The sequence below is a fragment of the Bradyrhizobium sp. 6(2017) genome (assembly GCF_011058295.2).
Lineage (GTDB): Bacteria > Pseudomonadota > Alphaproteobacteria > Rhizobiales > Xanthobacteraceae > Bradyrhizobium > Bradyrhizobium septentrionale.
Map to the genome: position 1 here is coordinate 1,954,286 of NZ_CP049289.2, position 15,567 is coordinate 1,969,852.

The window sequence follows — 15,567 nt, forward strand, 5'->3', positions numbered from 1 at the left end:
GACATCCAAGCGCAGACCAAACTCGGAGAGCAGGCTAGGTCATGTCAAATCCCGGCCAGCACCCGTCTTCTTCGTGTCTTCCGGTGCGCTGCTGGCAGGTGTTGTCGAGCAATCGCTGCGCGACGTCCTTCCAGACCGCGTTGCCGCCATACAATCGGACTGCATCGGCGGTCTGGATTTCCACGATCCGCTCGCAGCGGCGGCAGGAGACGCGCAGCACGTGACGCTGAATTTCCGAAAGACGTCGCTGCCGCATCTGGGCTCCGGTCGCATCGGCGCGCGGGTCTTTGAGTACCGATTCCCAGTATTCGGCCGAGAGGGGCGCATCCGGAGCCGCTGAAGGGGCCGGCCTGCGAGCGGCTTCAACGGCCAGCTTTTCCATCTGCTTTGGGGTCGGCATGCGCCAGCTCGCGGGTCGGTCGGTCATACGAATTAGAACATAACAAGAACAAAAGTCGAGTCCGACCAAGTGGTCGCGGAGAAAAAATCGTCCTGTTTGGAAGGCCGCGATGTCGGAACCAAGCCGGGCCGTTCGTCTTGAATCCGGCATCAGTATGGAGTTCCACCCGCCATGGCCCCCCGCGCTAATTGGAAAGGCTTTCTGCGTCTTTCCCTCGTCACCTGTCCGGTCGCGCTCTATCCGGCCACGTCGGAATCCGAAAAGGTCTCGTTCAACCAACTCAACCGGAAGACCGGCCACCGCATCAAATACGCCAAGGTGGATGCTGATACCGGCGAGGAGGTCGACAACGAGGACATCGTCAAGGGGTACAAGATCGACACGGACACCTTCATCGAGGTGACGAAGGAGGAGCTTGAAAACGTTGCGCTGGAATCGACGCGAACCATCGAGATCGACGAGTTCGTCGACCGCAGCGAGATCGACCCGAGGTATCTGATCCGTCCCTACTACCTAGTCCCGGACGGAAAGGTCGGTCACGACGCCTTCGCCGTCGTCCGCGAAACAATACGTGAGATGAACAAGGTCGCCATCGGACGGGTGGTGCTGACCAACCGTGAGCACATCATCGCCCTCGAGCCCATGGACAAGGGCCTGATGGGGACGCTGCTGCGCTATCCTTACGAGGTGCGTTCCGCGGACGAGTATTTCGACGACATCCAGGATGTCAAAGTCACCAAGGACATGCTTGATCTCGCCAGGCACATCGTCAACCAGAAGGCGGGCCACTTCGAGCCGGACAAGTTCGAAGACCAGTACGAAACCGCGCTTCTCGATCTCATCAACCAGAAGCGCGCCGGCAAACCCATCACCGCGAAAGCGCGTCCCCGCGGCGAGAACGTGGTGGATCTGATGGACGCGCTCCGCAAGAGCATCGGCGGAGGCGCGGCGGCAGCGACAGAGGCGCTGAAGAAGCCAGCCAAGAAGGCGCGCAAGGCGGCGGCCGGGCAGAAGGAAATGCTGATGCCGATTGCCGGCAAGAAACCGGCCAAGGAGGCCGCGGCGAAGAAGCCGGCGGCCAAACCGCAGCGGAAGTCGGCGTAGGGTATGCTTCCGGTCGGTTCACGGTAAGCTCGCTCCGACAGGCCGGATGCGTCGGGATATTCCCGGGCCGACCGCTCTGTTCGCCCGCTTTGGAAATTCTCTCCTCGCGAGGTAGACAGCACGGCTGATCGCATAGCAGCGGTCATTGGGCGGTGCGGGAAGCTCTCATGGCGAGAAAACTGAAGACGTACCAGACTTCGCTGGGCTTCTTCGATCTGGCGATTGCCGCTCCCTCCATGAAAGCGGCTCTGGAAGCGTGGGGCGCAGATAGCAATCTCTTCCATCAGGGTGCGGCGAAGGAGAGCCACGATCCGGACGTCATCGCCGCGACCATGGCAAAGCCCGGCGTCGTTCTCAGGCGGCCGGTTGGAACGGACCGACCTTTCAGCGAACATGCCGAACTGCCCACGGATCTTGGCGGCGGCGGACCAACGAAAGCCGCCCGCAAGTCGAAAGGTCCGAAGACGAAGAAGCCTTCCTCTCGCCCCGTCGACAAGGCTGCGGAGCGGAAGGCCGCTCTCGCCTACGAACAGGAGCAGAGGCGCCGCGAGCTTGAACGGGCGAAGGAAGAGGCCGCTAGGCAGAAAGACCGTGAACGCCGTCAGCAGGCGGTCGACAAGGCGCAGGCTGCGTTGGACAAGGCCGAGCAGGAGCACGCGAAGCGGGCCGCGGTGATCCAGGCCGAGGTCGAGGCTCTTGAGAAGAAATCGCAAACCGAACAAGCCCGCTGGCGTAAGGAGAAGGAGCGATTGGAAGCTGCACTGCGCCGCGCGCGTGGTTAGTTCCTGTGGCGGCACCCACGCGTAAAGGCCAGTGTCCCCACCAGGCGTTCATCGTTCAGGATCTGGTATGCGTGCTGCGGCTTGGTTCACGGCGGCGCGCTCGCGTCGGTCCTCGGGAGCGAGCTCCATGACGGCCCGATGTAGTTCGGCTGGAATCGTCAGTTTGCTTTCCAAGGGCTTGTTGGCCCACTGCCAGAAGCGATCAAATGCATCCATCACAGGTCCTCCCGCAGGCCTCGGAAGAACGGGTGCCGAACCTTTCCCTCGCCCGACTTCGCGCGATACTCGATCTCGGCGAGCAGCTTTGGTTCGACCCAGATGCCCTTATGTGCGATCCGCTTTGTGTACGGCTGCGTCTTTCGGATCAGCGGCTTCAGTCTCTTCTGGAGGTCAGCGGCGGAAGTCTTGTCAAAGCCGTGGTCGACCTTGCCCGCATAGATCAGATCGTCGCCCTTAAGTCGGCCGACATAGATGCCGTCCCATTTTCCCTCGTCGAGCGCGAAGCCGGCGATGGTCAACGTCTCGCGCTGGACGCACGTTTTCTTCACCCAATCGCTTGTACGGCCCTTCGGATAGGGACCGTCTCGCACCTTCGAGACGACACCTTCCAGGCCAAGTTTGCAGGCGTGCGCGAACATCTCGCGTCCCTCGATCTCGAAGCTTTCGCTGAACTGGATGTCGGTGCCATCGACTATCTTCCTCAGCTCGGCTTTCCTCTGGATCAGCGGCAGCTTCCGAAGATCGCGGCCATTCAGATAGAGCAGATCGAACGCCACCAGCACGATCTTGGTCGACTTGGTTTTTGAGCTCGTTCTGCAGCACCGAGAAATCGCTGCTGCCGTCGGCGGCGGGGACGGCGATCTCGCCGTCGATGACGGCCGAGCTCGCCTTGATGCGCCGGGCATCGTGGGCGACCTTTTTGAAGCGGTGGGTCCAGTCGTGGCCCCGCCGGGTAAAGATCCTGGCCGCCTCGTTGGCCAAATGGACCTGGACCCGGTAGCCGTCAAACTTGATTTCGTGAATCCATCGCCTGCCGGACGGCACCCTCTCGGTCGAGGTTGCCAAGGCCGGTTCGATGAAGCCGGGCAACGGCGCCTTCACGCCGATTGCCGCGGGTCTCTTACGCTGAAACGCTACTTAAGCACTCCACGCAACAGCTGATTCAAACTGACACAGTTCGAATCGTTCCGGAACCCGTGAATCCTTTGCTGCGTTGCTTTGTTATCAATCCGACAGGAGGAGCCGATGGCGGCAGCGAAGAAGACGACGGCGCGCGGGCGCAAGCAGGACCGGGCCCGTGTGGCCGGCGGGCAAAATTATGAAGTGGGGTACGAGTCCAAGAAGACAGGGCGGTCGGCGTCAGCGGTCAAGAAAGCTGTCAAAAAGGTCGGCAAGAGCGGGAAGCGCGTCGAGAAGCGTCTCGGGCGCTAGTCACAAGCTTCAACTTATTTGAGGGGTCCGAAATCCCGTCGGGCGTCCACGTGCCTTCCGAAGCCGGCTCTGGAAACTTCCGCTTTCGGGGCGAAGCGCACACGGCCTGACCTGCCGTCGGCTCCCGGTTGCGACTGACCCATCAGCGACATGTGAGGCGAAGTCTGCTATCATGCAACGCGGGTGTGGGGGGTCTAGCTGGACGAGATGGCCCGCATGTTCGACCTCTTGAGTGATGTCTTTGAGACCATCAGGCTCAAAGGAACACTTTACTTCCGTACCGACTATTCGCCACCCTGGGCCATTACCGTTCCGGCATACGAGCAAGCCGCGCGGTTCCATTTTGTGATCCAGGGATGCTGCCATGTGAGCCTCCCGTCCGGCAGCAATATCGTTCTTGAACCAGGCGATGTCGTATTGATTCCCCGCGGTCGGGGGCATGTGCTTGCGGATCGTCCCGGCCGGGCGCCGGCGCCGTTAGAACGCGTGATCCAAGAATCGGGTTACGACGGCAAGGGCGCGTTTGTGATTGGCAAGAGTGACCCTCAGGCCACGACGCAAATGGTTTGTGGTCACCTGGGCTTTTCGCAGGGCGCCGATCATCCGCTGCTTGGCGCGTTGCCCGAAGTAATCCTGATAACCCAGCCCGACCGCGCTCGTTATCCGCTGCTTGACGAGTCACTGCGCTTGGTTGCGCGGCGAGCACTGAGTGACGAGGTCGGTGCCGCCGCTTCGATCGCGCGTCTGTCGGAAGTCTTTTTTATTGAGGCTGTGCGGGCCAGCGTCGAACGTCATCCGCCGCTGGCCAACGTCATGACCGCGATGACGGATCTTCATATCGGCCGCGCCCTTGAACTGGTGCACAAAACGCCCGGCGATCCATGGACGGTCGAAACTCTCGCAAAAGCAAGCGGCATGTCGAGGAGCCGCTTCGCGGAGCGGTTTACGGAACTCGTCGGTGTTGCGCCCATGGCTTATGTCACGGAATGGAGATTGCAAAAAGCTTTGGCCAGGCTCAGCAGTTCCAAAGCAAGCGTGAAAGAAGTTGCAGCTCAGGCCGGATACCAATCGGCGGCCGCCTTTGCGCGGGCATTTTCCCAACGCTTTGGAATTCCTCCGACCGATACTCGTGATCTTGAACCGTCATAGGTTTGCATATCGTCCCAACTGTCTTGCAGACAGTCCATACTTTGTCCGCGTGTCTTGCTCCTGCCTCCTGCGCGATCCTAGGTGAGTGGTGTTGCGAATAGTCGCCATTCAAACCAAAGGAGTCCATCGTGCAAATCACTCGACAAGCCGCCCATCCCTTCAGTCACTTCGATCCCAGGTTCGTCACCAAGACGATGCACGCTTACCTGGACTATCCTGTTGCTGCGAGCTTGATCGCCTTGCCGTTCGTGCTCGGACTCGGCGACTCAAATCCTTCGGCAAAATGGGTCGCTGTCGTCACTGGCGTGGCAGCGATCATTCTGACGTTCTTTACGAATCACAAGACGGGCGTGATCCGGATTATCCCGTTCTCATTTCATGTCGCGGTTGATGCTCTCGTCGGCATCATCTTCGTGACGGTGCCGTTTGCCCTCGGCTTTACCGGTCTCGATGCCTGGTATTACTGGGCAAACGGCGGGGCGCTGTTGGTGGTGCTCTGCTTGCAGAAGTCTGACGCGATGCAGAAGCGGACAGCAAGCGCTTGAAGTCCACTTGCTTCCAGCAAAGCGACAAACGACTCAGGAGAAAATTACCATGAAGGCAATTGTAGTAACGGACAAGGCTGCGGGAAAGGCCGGGATGAAGCTTGTGGAGCGGCCCGCGCCGCAGGCAGCGATAAACGACGTCGTCGTTCAGGTTCATGCGTCGGGATTCGTCCCGACTGAGCTGGAGTGGCCCTCGACCTGGACCGACCGCCTCAACCGTGATCGAACGCCATCGATCCTTGGGCACGAGCTGGCCGGAGTGGTCACCGCTCTCGGCTACGGCACGACGGGGCTGTCGGTGGGACAGCGAGTGTTCGGCCTCGCCGACTGGTATCGCGACGGCACCCTGGCAGAGTATGTGGCCATGGAGGCACGCAACCTCGCGCCGCTGCCGGGCGACGTCGACTTCACGGTGGGCGCGAGTCTGCCAATCTCGGGCCTCACCGCGTGGCAGGGACTGTTCCAGCACGGCCGCCTTCGGGCGGGGCAAAGCGTACTCGTACACGGCGCGGCCGGCGCGGTCGGTTCGATGGTGACGCAGCTCGCACGAGAATTCGGCGCCCACGTCATCGGCACCGGACGCGCTGCCGACCGCCAGACGGTGCTCGACTTCGGCGCGAAGGAGTTCGTCGAACTCGACAACGACGCCCTGGAAGACGTCGGCGGCGTCGATCTGGTGTTCGATGGCATCGGCGGCGACATCGGGAAGCGGTCCGCAGGCCTAATTCGAGCCGGAGGAACGCTGGTGTCCATCGTCGCGCCGCCCGAGGCACGGCCCGCCGACGGCCTCGCGGTCGACTTCGTCGTCGAGTCCGATCGCGCCCAACTGAGTGAGATCGTCCAGCGGGTGCGAGACGGACGACTGCGGACGAACATCGGCAACGTTGCGACCCTCGACGATGCCGTCGCGGCTCTCAATCCGACCAAGCGGATCAGCGGGAAGACGATCATCCGCGTTCGTCCCTGAGCGACGCGCGCCCATTGATGCACGCAGCCGGCCGGCGCTGTCCAGGGCGACCGGCTGGCGCGCGCCCCATACAGCGAAAACACTCCATTCACCCACAGGAATCACCATGACCGACGGAATCCCTATGAGCGACGGATTGACCATGACCAACGCTGTCATCGAATGCATCCTGAGCCGCAGCGCCGCCAAGTACTACGACCCTGCTGCCACCTTGAGCGACGACCAAATCTGCGAGCTGGTGCGAATCGGCACCACCGCGCCGACGTCGTTCCACTTGCAGAATTGGCGCTTCATCGCCGTACGCACGCCTGAAGCCAAGGCTCGGTTGCGTCCCATTGCTTGGGATCAGCCCGCGATCACCGAAGCAGCCGTTACCTTCATCGTCTGCGGCCAGTTGGCCGATTCCAGCGTAATACCAGGGCGCCTGGCACCGCTGGTGGAAGCGGGCATCATGCCGGCGAAGATGGTGCCGGAATGGGAAATCCCCGCACGCAATCTGTATATGGAGTACCCGCAGCGCCAGCGCGACGAAGCAGTACGCACCAGCACCTTCGGCGCGGCGGCGATGATCTATGCGGCCCGCTCGCTGGGCCTGGGTTCGACACCGATGATCGGTTTCGATGCCGAAGCGGTGCATCGCGAGTTTGGACTGGCCGAGGACGAAGTGCCGGTCATGCTGTTGTCCGTGGGGCCGGTGCGTCCGGGAAACTGGCCACAGAAGCCGCGCCGCCCGGTGGCCGATGTGCTGGAATTCGCCTAGTTGAGGAGTCCGGTCTTAGCAGGGCGGCCGCCGGGTCTCACGCACCGGGTCCCTCTTCGCCCTGCTCGGCGGCGTCCTGCAGCAGGGCGGTCCTCAGCTGTTCCCAGGATTCCACATGGCGATGGCTGTCACCGCGGTCGCGTGCGTTCTCTCCACGCTCGCGGTGTTCATTATCGAGCTGGGGGCCCCGCGCGTTGGTCATTAATCTCAAAGCCGCCAAGACGTTTGGTCTTAAAGTGCCGCCAAGCTCGCTTGCCACCGCTGACGAGGTAATCGAATGACAGCCATTTTTCGCTGCACCGCATGAGTCTCAAACTGCCCCATCGCGAAATTTTTCTGCAACGCGAGCTTGGTCGCTATCGGGGTAAGGCGGACATGGAGCACGCCGCATTCCATTTGCTCGCGTCGATTGTCCAGCGCTTTGCCTAGACCTCGGGCGGGCATTCGGGGCAGGTATCGCCGACCGAGTCCAGGACCTCACCGCGCGGGCAGCCGCCTCGGGCGAAAGACCCGGTGGCATATCCTTGCGGGCGATTTCGAACGCCCGCTCACGGGCGTGCGGATCCGCGCGGTCCTGCATCCAGCCGTGGTACTCACACTCGCGGATCGCGCCTGCCTCCTGCAGCACGGCTATCGCCCATCCCCGTACCGTGCGGATCGCCGTCCGCCTCTCCTTGGTCATCAGCATCAAGATCGCTCCTCCGCGAAGGACGAATCCTTGCAGCCCTCGATTCGTTCCGGCTGCTAACACAGAGCAGGGATTCCAAATCGTCGGGGCAGGTGCTTTTCCACGTGTTCCGCCGCCCTGTGCAAAACCAGCCACGCAGCAGCCTGCCATTCAACGCGACCGGCGAAGTTATAAAGAATGACGGCGTCTGGAAGGTTTATGAATTCACTTGGCAGATGGATGCGATTCTGCTCGGGGCTCGCTTTGAGGGACGCTAGCTGCGCGACACAGGGGTTTCACTATCCCGAGCGGCCCGAGCACCCGCCGGCGCTGAAACCACTCGAGAACTGGCCGAAATCCAATCCGCGAGATTTGCGGTAGTTACAAGGTCATTGGAATGCGTCGAACCTTTGTCGCATTGATTCTCGCCATTCTGTCGAGCTTGGCCTTGGCCGACGAGTTTGTCGGACAGGCCAGCGTGATAGACGGCGACACGCTGGAAATGCATGGAGTGCGCATTCGGCTTTGGGGGATCGATGCACCGGAGAGCAGTCAGCTGTGCCGCGGCGAAGACAGTCTACAATATCGTTGCGGAGCGCAGGCCGCGAATGACCTTGATGTCTTCATTGCCCGCCGTGCCGTCAATTGTGTTCCAGTCAGCCTCGACCCATATGGCCGCACGGTCGCGACCTGTTCGGTCGGTGGTGCGGACCTCGGCGAATGGCTTGTACGCAACGGTCTTGCGTTGGATTGGCCCAAATACTCGAAAGGCAGGTATCACGAAGCTCAGCGCGATGCTGAGCGTGCGGGCCAGGGACTCTGGAAGGGCAGCTACGTCGAGCCGTGGCTCTACCGTGCATGCATCCGCGCAAGCGGAAGGCCGTCCGCCTGTTCGGACGATGCAAATGCCCATCCTTGATGCGATCCCAGCAAGGCGCCAATCCACAACGTGCGTTGGCCAATCACCGCACTTGGGCAAGTGGCTCTGGCGCGGTTTGGGCGACTCACGCTACCCATCATTCCTAATCACCTCACTGCACAATGGGAATGAAATGGTTGCAGCTACCCGTGAATTGCCGGCCTCTGGTTACGCGCTTGAAGTGGACGGCCGGCTCAAAGCCGAATTTACAACCAGAGACGGCGCCAGGGCAGGTGGCGAAGAACTAAAGAAGCGTTTTCCCATGCTTCAGATCAGGATCTATGACGCGCAGACGCATGCGCGCGAGGAAATCTAGGTCCTCCGACTAAAGCCTTCGTGGAGTTCGTCCGCTTGCGCGCGTGCGGCTCCGCCGCATCGGGCTCTCGTGTTGGGGTGGACGGCCCCCTTCCGCCACTCTGCGTGGCTAGACTGAGGTGGTCGCTGACCTCAAATGAAGGAGCCGCCCGTGGAAACGATTGTTCGCATCGGTTTGGATACGTCAAAAAGTGTGTTTCAGTTGCATGGCGTTGACGGGATGGAGCAGCCGGTTTTGCGGCGTAAGTTGAGGCGCAGCCAGGTTCTGGAGTTCTTCAGGCGTTTGCCGCCTGCGTTTGTCGCGATGGAGGCTTGCGGAGCATCGCACTATTGGGCGAGGGAGCTACGATCGCTCGGGCATGAGGTGGCGATGATCCCGCCGCAATATATCAAGCCATATGTGCAGCGCGGGAAATCCGACGCCGCGGACGCCGAGGCGATTTGTGAAGCGGCGAGTCGGCCAAAACTGCGCAAGAACTTTGTGCCGATCAAGAGTCCCGAGCAGCAGGGTGCGCAGATGCTGACACGCGTGCGCAGTCAGTTCATCGGCAGGCGTACCCAGCTCGCCAATTCGATCCGCGGCTACGCCGCGGAATTTGGCTTTACTGCGCCCAAGGGGCTTTCGCGCCTCCATCAGCTGCTGATCGATATTCGGGCTGATGAGACGGTTCCCGACTTGGCGCTGGAGCTCGTGGAAGCGTTGGCGGCAGAGCTGGCGCGCGTCGACGACCAGATCGCTAAGCTCGACAAGAAGCTCATGCACCTGCACCGGAGTAGCGAGATGAGCCGACGACTGGCGGCCATTCCGGGAATTGGTCCGATTGGCGCGACGCTGCTGTCAATCAAGGTCGTGGATGCAGGTGGGTTCAAGTCGGCAAGAAACTTTGCTGCGTGGCTTGGCCTGACACCAAAGAACCATTCAACGGCCGGAAAGAACCGGCTCGGCGTGATTACGCGCGCCGGTGACGGCATGTTGCGAACCGTTTTGGTCGCTGGCGCGACGGCTGTGATCGCAGATGTGCGGCGACGCGAGAGTCGCTCCTGGCCCTGGCTGAAAGACATGATCGCGCGCAAGCCGCCGAAGCTAGTCGCCATAGCGTTGGCAAACAAGCTGGCGCGGATCGCTTGGAAACTGATGGTCAGTGGCGAGCATTACCGACCTGCTGGCAGCGTCATACCGACGACGACGCCGGTCTAGGCTTAAACGAAATGCAGAGCTTGGCGCTAGACCGTTAGGTTTGACGCTGAGGGCGGAACTTGCAGGATAGGAAGAGGTGGTACGTTCGGCGCGAGCCGGTCATGTGAGATGCTCCGCTCGGTTTACCGGCAGAAAATGCCGCTCTCGTGTTTGGATCTCACTGTCCGCGAAGCCCATCTTGGCCGGTGGTCGCAAGACCCGCAAACAGGCCGGACATATGAGCGCAAGCGATCCGAGCATGCTGCCAGAGCCAATCCTTGCAAGTCGGGGGCCGTCCACATATGAACCGAGCCGCTTTGCGTCTCGGCCGTCCGGCTTCGATCCCCTCGCGCAAGAGCTTCGGAGCTCCTCGCCGGGGGCACTCGGGAAAGGGGCCCGCCGTCATGAAGTATGCCGGCGTCGCTATCACTGCCCCGTTCCCGGGTACCCTTTTAACCGGTCTTCTCTAACCGGGGTTGGGACGTCAAGCATAAATCTCATCTGACTATGTCATTCCGGCTGCTCCTTCCGAACCTGTCAGGGCGTCAAAGTATCCGGCGATCGCGCTTCTCTTCGAGGTCGGATCCCCGCCTCATGATGATGTTCGTGAAGAAGTGGCGGGACCATCTCGGGGACGCAGTCACGGAGCAATCGGCTCGCGCTGCAGACCGGTTATCGCCCTCACCATTCCTCGTCCTGCCGGACTCCTTGACAGCCTTTCGGCTGTGTTCTGATGGTCAGTTGATGGGTGTCAGACTGCGGCTCTGGTCTCCAGCGTTGATTTCTCCCACCGGAAGTCGCTGCCATCGCGCCACATGCGGTGCAATATAACGGACAGCTTGCGGGCCACCGCTACCAACGCATTTTTCATTGAGCTGCGTTTGGCAATACGAATGCCCCATGCCTTCAACGAGCACCACCGCCTGGTGTTGACCATCAATGAGTGTGCGGCTTCAAAGAGATGTTCCCGGGCAAAAGCGTCGCCGCACCGGGTGATGCGCCCGTTGTAATCGACCTCTCCCGATGCGTACTTTCCTGGGGTCAATCCGAGGTGGACACCAACGTGCCGTGATTTGCGGAAGCGGGCCGGATTATCGATGGTCGTCTTGAACGCCAAGGCTGTCAGAGGGCCAACGCCAGGAACTGTCATAAAGCGGCGGCAGGTCGCGTCTCTTCTTACCAGGCGTCCAATCAGGCGCGTCAACACGCGCGCCTGTTCGCCGAGCATACGACGGGCTTCCAGCAGTGGGACGACGAGAGCTTGCAAGGCTCCGTCAGGTACGATGAGCTCGCGTACACGTACTTCAAAACGGCTTTGTCCGATGAGGCCGACCTTGAATCCAAAGGTTCGAAGCGCCGCCCGAATATGGTTGTTGAGGTCGCGCTGCTTGTCGAGAAGGCATCGGCGACTACCCATCAATGCTCGCAGCTTTTGGCTGTCTTCGGTTTTGATATGGACCGCCTTAAACCACCCTGTTCGCATCATTTGAGCAAGCGCTCGCGCATCGTTTCGATCGGTTTTGACGTTTTGCGCCTGCATCACGCTCTTTGCGTGCCGGGTTTCGACACAAATGACCGGCAGGCCGCTTTCCGAAAGCCCGTTGTGCAGCCAGGACGAGCATTGACCGGCTTCCAACCCAATGCGTTGGAAAGCGAAGCCGGTACTCCTCAGCCAGGAAATTAGCGCCTCGGGCTCGGTGTCCGTCACCCCCTCCCGTACGATGTTCCCATCTCGATCAACGATGCAAATCGCAGTGCGCTTCAGAGACACGTCGAGTCCAGCGAAGTGATTCATCAGAATCTCCATCTCATTCCTGGGCGAATCGATCGACGTATTATGCGCCGGCCGAGGGAGCTCCCCCGGTTACTTCATCTCGTCGCTGCACTCGGTCCCGCGTGCCGCCTTCGGCGTCGCTATGCTCACGCTCCTGCGGGTGCCATTTTCCGTTGATGCGATGCGCCCTTGGCGCACGCCTGGTCGGGGCCTTCGGCCTGAGCACCTCAAAGCCAAGCCCCATGAAGAATTGGACGAAAGGCAGGCCGCGTCGCAGGTTCGCATTCTCACTTAGAGGCTGAGAGTAAGAGTGCCGCCCGGTTTGCCGTGACGGGTTACAGGCTGCGAGAGAGGCTCGCGGCGCCCGTCGCGGAGATCCGCGATGTCCAGACAATATCCTCGGGCGCGCACCGGTGATGACCGGACAAGCCCTTATGGCGAAATCACCAACAAGATCATAGCCGAGCTGGAGGCTGGCCGAGTGCCGTGGGTGCAGCCTTGGGGCACGGCGGCGGCGACGGCGCCTTTGGCTATGCCGAAAAGCGCCGCGACCGGCCGTCAATATAGCGGCATCAACATTCTAATCCTCTGGGGGGCCGCCACTGAGCGCGCATTCACCGGTCAGAGCTGGCTTACATTCCGCCAGGCGCTGTCGCTCGGTGGTCACGTCCGCAAGGGCGAGCGCGGCACGACAGTCGTCTACGCCGATCGGTTTGTCCCGGTCGACGAAAAGCGCCGCGCGAGCGAGAACGGTGAGGAAGCGCAGGCGGTTCCATTCCTCAAGCGCTTCACGGTCTTCAACAGCGATCAATGCGACGGCTTGCCTCCAGAGATCGCAACAGCGGCGCCGCCTCCGCCGCCAGGCCTGATCGAGCCGCAGGTCGAATACCTGATCAAGGCGACCGGCATCGACTTCCGCATTGGCGGCAACCGTGCCTTCTATGTGCCCACAGAGGATTATGTGCAGGTGCCCCCACCGCAAGCCTATTTCGAACCGATCAATTGGCATCGAACGGCCCTCCACGAGCTGGCGCATGCCAGCGGCCATCCGTCACGCCTCAATCGCGACTTGTCGGGCAGCTTTGGTACCAAGAAGTATGCCTTTGAGGAGTTGGTTGCGGAAATCTCATCCGCGTTCGGTTGCGCGTCACTCGGTATCGTGCCCACGGTGCGGCACGCCGACTATATCGGCTCGTGGCTAGAAGTGTTGCGCGAGGACAATCGTGCAATTGTCCGGGCCGCTTCCCAGGCCAGCAAGGTCGCGGACTATCTCCTCGGCTTTCTCCCAGAACCCGCCGTCGATATGCCGGAGGACCAGCAGACGGCGTGAGGCTCTGCTCGGTGGCCGCGCGCACGAGAGCGAGAGGGCAGGGACGTTTCCGTGACGGGTTGGAGGCCGAGAGAGAGGCTCCCGGCTGCCCGTCGTGGAGAATCGATATGACGAAGGCTGTCCAAAAGATCACGCTATCCCCCTCGCGAGACATTCCGTTCAACAAACTGGTCCTCAGCCAGTCCAACGTCCGGCATGTGAAGGCGGGCGTTTCCATCGAGCAACTCGCTGAAAGCATCGCGCAGCGTACGCTCTTGCAAAGTCTCAACGTGCGGGCGGTTGTGGACGCCGAAGGCAATGAGACCGGCATGTTCGAGGTGCCGGCCGGCGGCAGGCGCTATCGCGCGCTGGAACTTCTCGTAAAGCAGAAGCGCATGGCAAAGACTCAGGCGGTTCCTTGTGTCGTGCGCGAGGGGGGCATCGCTGAAGACGACTCGCTTGCAGAGAATGACGAGCGGATAGGGCTTCATCCGCTCGATCAGTTCCGAGCATTCCAGAGCTTGAGTGGCGCCGGATTATCCGACGAGGATATCGCTGCTCGGCATTTCGTGACACCGGCCGTTGTGAAGCAACGACTCCGGCTGGCGTCCGTGTCGCCAAAGCTCCACGACGTCTATGCCGAAGACGGTATGACTCTCGAGCAACTCATGGCCTTCTCTGTTACAGCCGACCACGCCAGGCAGGAGCAGGTCTGGGAGAACGTCAGCCGATCCGGCTATGATGAACCCTATCAGATCCGGCGAATGCTGACGGAAAATACCGTGCGCGCGTCCGATCGCCGCGTTCAGTTCATTGGGCTGGATGCTTACGAGCAGGCTGGCGGCGGCGTTTTGCGGGATCTTTTCGAGCACGATGATGGCGGCTGGCTCCAGGACGTTGCTTTGCTCGATCGTCTCGTTACAGAAAAGCTCAAAGCCGAGGCCGAGACGATTGCTGCGGAGGGCTGGAAGTGGATTTCGCTCGCCGTCGAATTCCCCTACGGCCACACGGATGACCTGCGTGAGCTGGAGGGCAAACCTGTCGATCTCTCCCCGGAGGAGCAGACCACCATTGACGCACTCAACGCCGAGCAAGCCAAGCTTGAATCCGATTATCAGGATGCCGACGAGTTGCCCGATGAGGTCGATCAGCGTCTGGGCGAAATCGAGGCGGCATTGGTCGCGCTCGAAGACCGGTCGATGATTTACGATCCGGCCGAGATCGTCCGCGCTGGCGTCTTCGTCTGCATCGATTCCGAAGGCCGCCTCTCGGTGGATCGGGGTTACGTCCGGCCGGAGGACGACGTGTCGGCAGACGATCCTGATGTCGGGCAGGGCGCCGACACACCGTCGATCGAGGGGAAGGCGGCTGGTGCTTCGGTCCAGCGCGCGGTCATCGCGGTGGCTGGCGGCGCTACTGATACGGAAGAAGATGATGAGGATGGGACGAAACCTCTGCCGGATCGGCTGATCACCGAGCTGACAGCGCATCGCACGCTGGCGTTGCGGGATGCGCTGGCGGAAAATCCTGCGATTGCGTTCCAGGCGGTGCTGCACAACTTCGTGCTGACGGCCTTTTACCGGTTCGCATCGTCCGGAAGCTGCCTTGAGATCGGCCTTCGCACGCCGACCTTTCCGGCTCAAGCGCCTGGCTTGAGGGAAAGCGCGTCCGGGAAGGCCGTTGAGGCGCGGCATGAATCCTGGAAAGCACGGTTGCCGAAGGGCGAAAACGATCTCTGGACCGCGCTCACAGTCCTCGACGGCACCGCACAGGCATCCCTGTTCGCTCACTGTGCGTCATTTGCGGTCAACGCTCTCTACGAGCCCGCCAACCGCTACAATCAGGGCCGCGTCTCCGTCCACGGCGTTCGCACCCGACTCGACCAGGCTGATGTGCTGGCAGGTGCCGTCGGCCTCGACATGGTTCAAGTGGGTTGGAAGCCCTCCGTCGACAACTATCTCGGCCGGGTCACCAAGCCTCGCATTCTGGAGGCAGTGCGGGAAGCAAGAGGCGAATCGTCCGCGCAATTGATCGACCACCTGAAGAAGGCCGACATGGCCAAGGAGGCTGAGCGTCTTCTCGATGGTTCGGGTTGGTTGCCGGAACCGCTGCGTCTCGTCGATTCCAGTGCGGCGTCAATGGAGCAGGAGAGTGAAGCGGGCCCGCTGCCCGAATTCCTCGACGAGGACGAGGATCGGGACAACGCGAACGACGATGATCCGCAACAGGTCGACGCGGCTGAGTGACATCGTAGGAGGGACGGCTCCG

Annotated in this window: 15 protein-coding genes and 2 pseudogenes; 12 read left to right on the top strand and 5 right to left on the bottom strand. The window is 61.2% G+C overall.

Translation table 11 applies throughout. The features are described from left to right. Positions 1-34: 34 nt before the first annotated feature. Entirely contained in the window at positions 35-427 is a 393-nt protein-coding gene (locus tag G6P99_RS09285) for a hypothetical protein (protein ID WP_205751479.1), read from the bottom strand. A gap of 144 nt (positions 428-571) precedes the next feature. On the opposite strand from G6P99_RS09285, the gene G6P99_RS09290 reads away from it, so the two are divergent. Next, positions 572-1,504, top strand: a complete 933-nt coding sequence (locus G6P99_RS09290) for a Ku protein (protein ID WP_165127893.1) — start codon at positions 572-574, stop codon at positions 1,502-1,504. A 167-nt stretch (positions 1,505-1,671) separates the two neighbouring features. Continuing rightward, positions 1,672-2,286: a cell envelope biogenesis protein TolA gene (locus G6P99_RS09295; protein ID WP_165127895.1), complete on the top strand. Its 615-nt coding sequence runs from the start codon at positions 1,672-1,674 to the stop codon at positions 2,284-2,286. Between the two features lie 48 nt (positions 2,287-2,334). Here G6P99_RS09295 and G6P99_RS09300 read toward each other — a convergent pair whose 3' ends face one another. Both G6P99_RS09300 and ligD read right to left on the bottom strand, forming a co-directional pair. After that, positions 2,335-2,502, bottom strand: coding sequence for a hypothetical protein (locus G6P99_RS09300; protein WP_165127897.1), 168 nt, complete (start codon positions 2,500-2,502; stop codon positions 2,335-2,337). Then, positions 2,502-3,393 (bottom strand): annotated as a pseudogene (gene ligD, locus G6P99_RS09305) (non-homologous end-joining DNA ligase). The gene G6P99_RS09300 and the pseudogene ligD overlap by 1 nt, the downstream one beginning before the upstream one ends. A 138-nt stretch (positions 3,394-3,531) precedes the next feature. Between ligD and G6P99_RS09310 the strand changes: the two are divergent. The 5 genes from G6P99_RS09310 (at position 3,532) to G6P99_RS09330 (ending at position 7,138) form a co-directional block, all read left to right on the top strand. Continuing rightward, complete coding sequence (locus G6P99_RS09310) at positions 3,532-3,717, top strand: DUF3606 domain-containing protein (RefSeq protein WP_165127899.1); 186 nt, start codon at positions 3,532-3,534, stop codon at positions 3,715-3,717. A gap of 216 nt (positions 3,718-3,933) precedes the next feature. Further along, positions 3,934-4,866 (top strand): AraC family transcriptional regulator, encoded by a 933-nt coding sequence (locus G6P99_RS09315; protein WP_165127901.1) that lies wholly within the window; start codon positions 3,934-3,936, stop codon positions 4,864-4,866. Between the two features lie 128 nt (positions 4,867-4,994). Further along, positions 4,995-5,411, top strand: a complete 417-nt coding sequence (locus G6P99_RS09320; RefSeq protein ID WP_205751480.1) for an SPW repeat domain-containing protein — start codon at positions 4,995-4,997, stop codon at positions 5,409-5,411. A 49-nt stretch (positions 5,412-5,460) separates the two neighbouring features. Beyond that, positions 5,461-6,378 carry an NADP-dependent oxidoreductase gene (locus tag G6P99_RS09325; protein ID WP_165127903.1) on the top strand — a complete coding sequence of 306 codons (918 nt, stop codon included), beginning with the start codon at positions 5,461-5,463 and terminating at the stop codon, positions 6,376-6,378. Positions 6,379-6,484: 106 nt separating this feature from the next. Then, positions 6,485-7,138: a nitroreductase family protein gene (locus tag G6P99_RS09330; protein ID WP_246709481.1), complete on the top strand. Its 654-nt coding sequence runs from the start codon at positions 6,485-6,487 to the stop codon at positions 7,136-7,138. 425 nt (positions 7,139-7,563) lie between these two features. Here the strand turns inward: G6P99_RS09330 and G6P99_RS09335 are convergent. Beyond that, positions 7,564-7,826: pseudogene (locus G6P99_RS09335) on the bottom strand (hypothetical protein). A gap of 376 nt (positions 7,827-8,202) precedes the next feature. On the opposite strand from G6P99_RS09335, the gene G6P99_RS09340 reads away from it, so the two are divergent. From G6P99_RS09340 to G6P99_RS09350, 3 genes are all read left to right on the top strand, one after another. Beyond that, positions 8,203-8,724, top strand: a complete 522-nt coding sequence (locus G6P99_RS09340; protein WP_165127905.1) for a thermonuclease family protein — start codon at positions 8,203-8,205, stop codon at positions 8,722-8,724. Positions 8,725-8,857: 133 nt separating this feature from the next. Next, positions 8,858-9,040: a hypothetical protein gene (locus tag G6P99_RS09345; protein WP_007605933.1), complete on the top strand. Its 183-nt coding sequence runs from the start codon at positions 8,858-8,860 to the stop codon at positions 9,038-9,040. Positions 9,041-9,190: 150 nt separating this feature from the next. Further along, positions 9,191-10,237, top strand: coding sequence for an IS110 family transposase (locus G6P99_RS09350; protein WP_165127907.1), 1,047 nt, complete (start codon positions 9,191-9,193; stop codon positions 10,235-10,237). Positions 10,238-10,967: 730 nt separating this feature from the next. On the opposite strand, the gene G6P99_RS09355 is transcribed toward G6P99_RS09350, so the two are convergent. Continuing rightward, a complete protein-coding gene (locus G6P99_RS09355) occupies positions 10,968-12,011 on the bottom strand; it encodes an IS110 family transposase (RefSeq protein ID WP_165129299.1) in 1,044 nt (347 codons plus the stop codon). Between the two features lie 361 nt (positions 12,012-12,372). On the opposite strand from G6P99_RS09355, the gene G6P99_RS09360 reads away from it, so the two are divergent. Both G6P99_RS09360 and G6P99_RS09365 read left to right on the top strand, forming a co-directional pair. Further along, the gene (locus G6P99_RS09360; RefSeq protein WP_165127909.1) at positions 12,373-13,320 is read left to right on the top strand and encodes an ArdC family protein; all 948 of its coding nucleotides are present in this window, start codon (positions 12,373-12,375) and stop codon (positions 13,318-13,320) included. 107 nt (positions 13,321-13,427) lie between these two features. Next, complete coding sequence (locus tag G6P99_RS09365; RefSeq protein ID WP_165127911.1) at positions 13,428-15,545, top strand: ParB/RepB/Spo0J family partition protein; 2,118 nt, start codon at positions 13,428-13,430, stop codon at positions 15,543-15,545. Positions 15,546-15,567: the final 22 nt, after the last annotated feature.

Coding starts and splice junctions, on each gene's coding strand:
- G6P99_RS09330 (WP_246709481.1), top strand. CDS start 6,485: ATGACCGACGGAATCCCTATGAGCGACGGATTGACCATGACCAACGCT.
- G6P99_RS09340 (WP_165127905.1), top strand. CDS start 8,203: ATGCGTCGAACCTTTGTCGCATTGATTCTCGCCATTCTGTCGAGCTTG.
- G6P99_RS09360 (WP_165127909.1), top strand. CDS start 12,373: ATGTCCAGACAATATCCTCGGGCGCGCACCGGTGATGACCGGACAAGC.
- G6P99_RS09315 (WP_165127901.1), top strand. CDS start 3,934: ATGTTCGACCTCTTGAGTGATGTCTTTGAGACCATCAGGCTCAAAGGA.
- G6P99_RS09300 (WP_165127897.1), bottom strand. CDS start 2,502: ATGGATGCATTTGATCGCTTCTGGCAGTGGGCCAACAAGCCCTTGGAA.
- G6P99_RS09295 (WP_165127895.1), top strand. CDS start 1,672: ATGGCGAGAAAACTGAAGACGTACCAGACTTCGCTGGGCTTCTTCGAT.
- G6P99_RS09365 (WP_165127911.1), top strand. CDS start 13,428: ATGACGAAGGCTGTCCAAAAGATCACGCTATCCCCCTCGCGAGACATT.
- G6P99_RS09285 (WP_205751479.1), bottom strand. CDS start 427: ATGACCGACCGACCCGCGAGCTGGCGCATGCCGACCCCAAAGCAGATG.
- G6P99_RS09310 (WP_165127899.1), top strand. CDS start 3,532: ATGGCGGCAGCGAAGAAGACGACGGCGCGCGGGCGCAAGCAGGACCGG.
- G6P99_RS09290 (WP_165127893.1), top strand. CDS start 572: ATGGCCCCCCGCGCTAATTGGAAAGGCTTTCTGCGTCTTTCCCTCGTC.
- G6P99_RS09325 (WP_165127903.1), top strand. CDS start 5,461: ATGAAGGCAATTGTAGTAACGGACAAGGCTGCGGGAAAGGCCGGGATG.
- G6P99_RS09345 (WP_007605933.1), top strand. CDS start 8,858: ATGGTTGCAGCTACCCGTGAATTGCCGGCCTCTGGTTACGCGCTTGAA.
- G6P99_RS09355 (WP_165129299.1), bottom strand. CDS start 12,011: ATGAATCACTTCGCTGGACTCGACGTGTCTCTGAAGCGCACTGCGATT.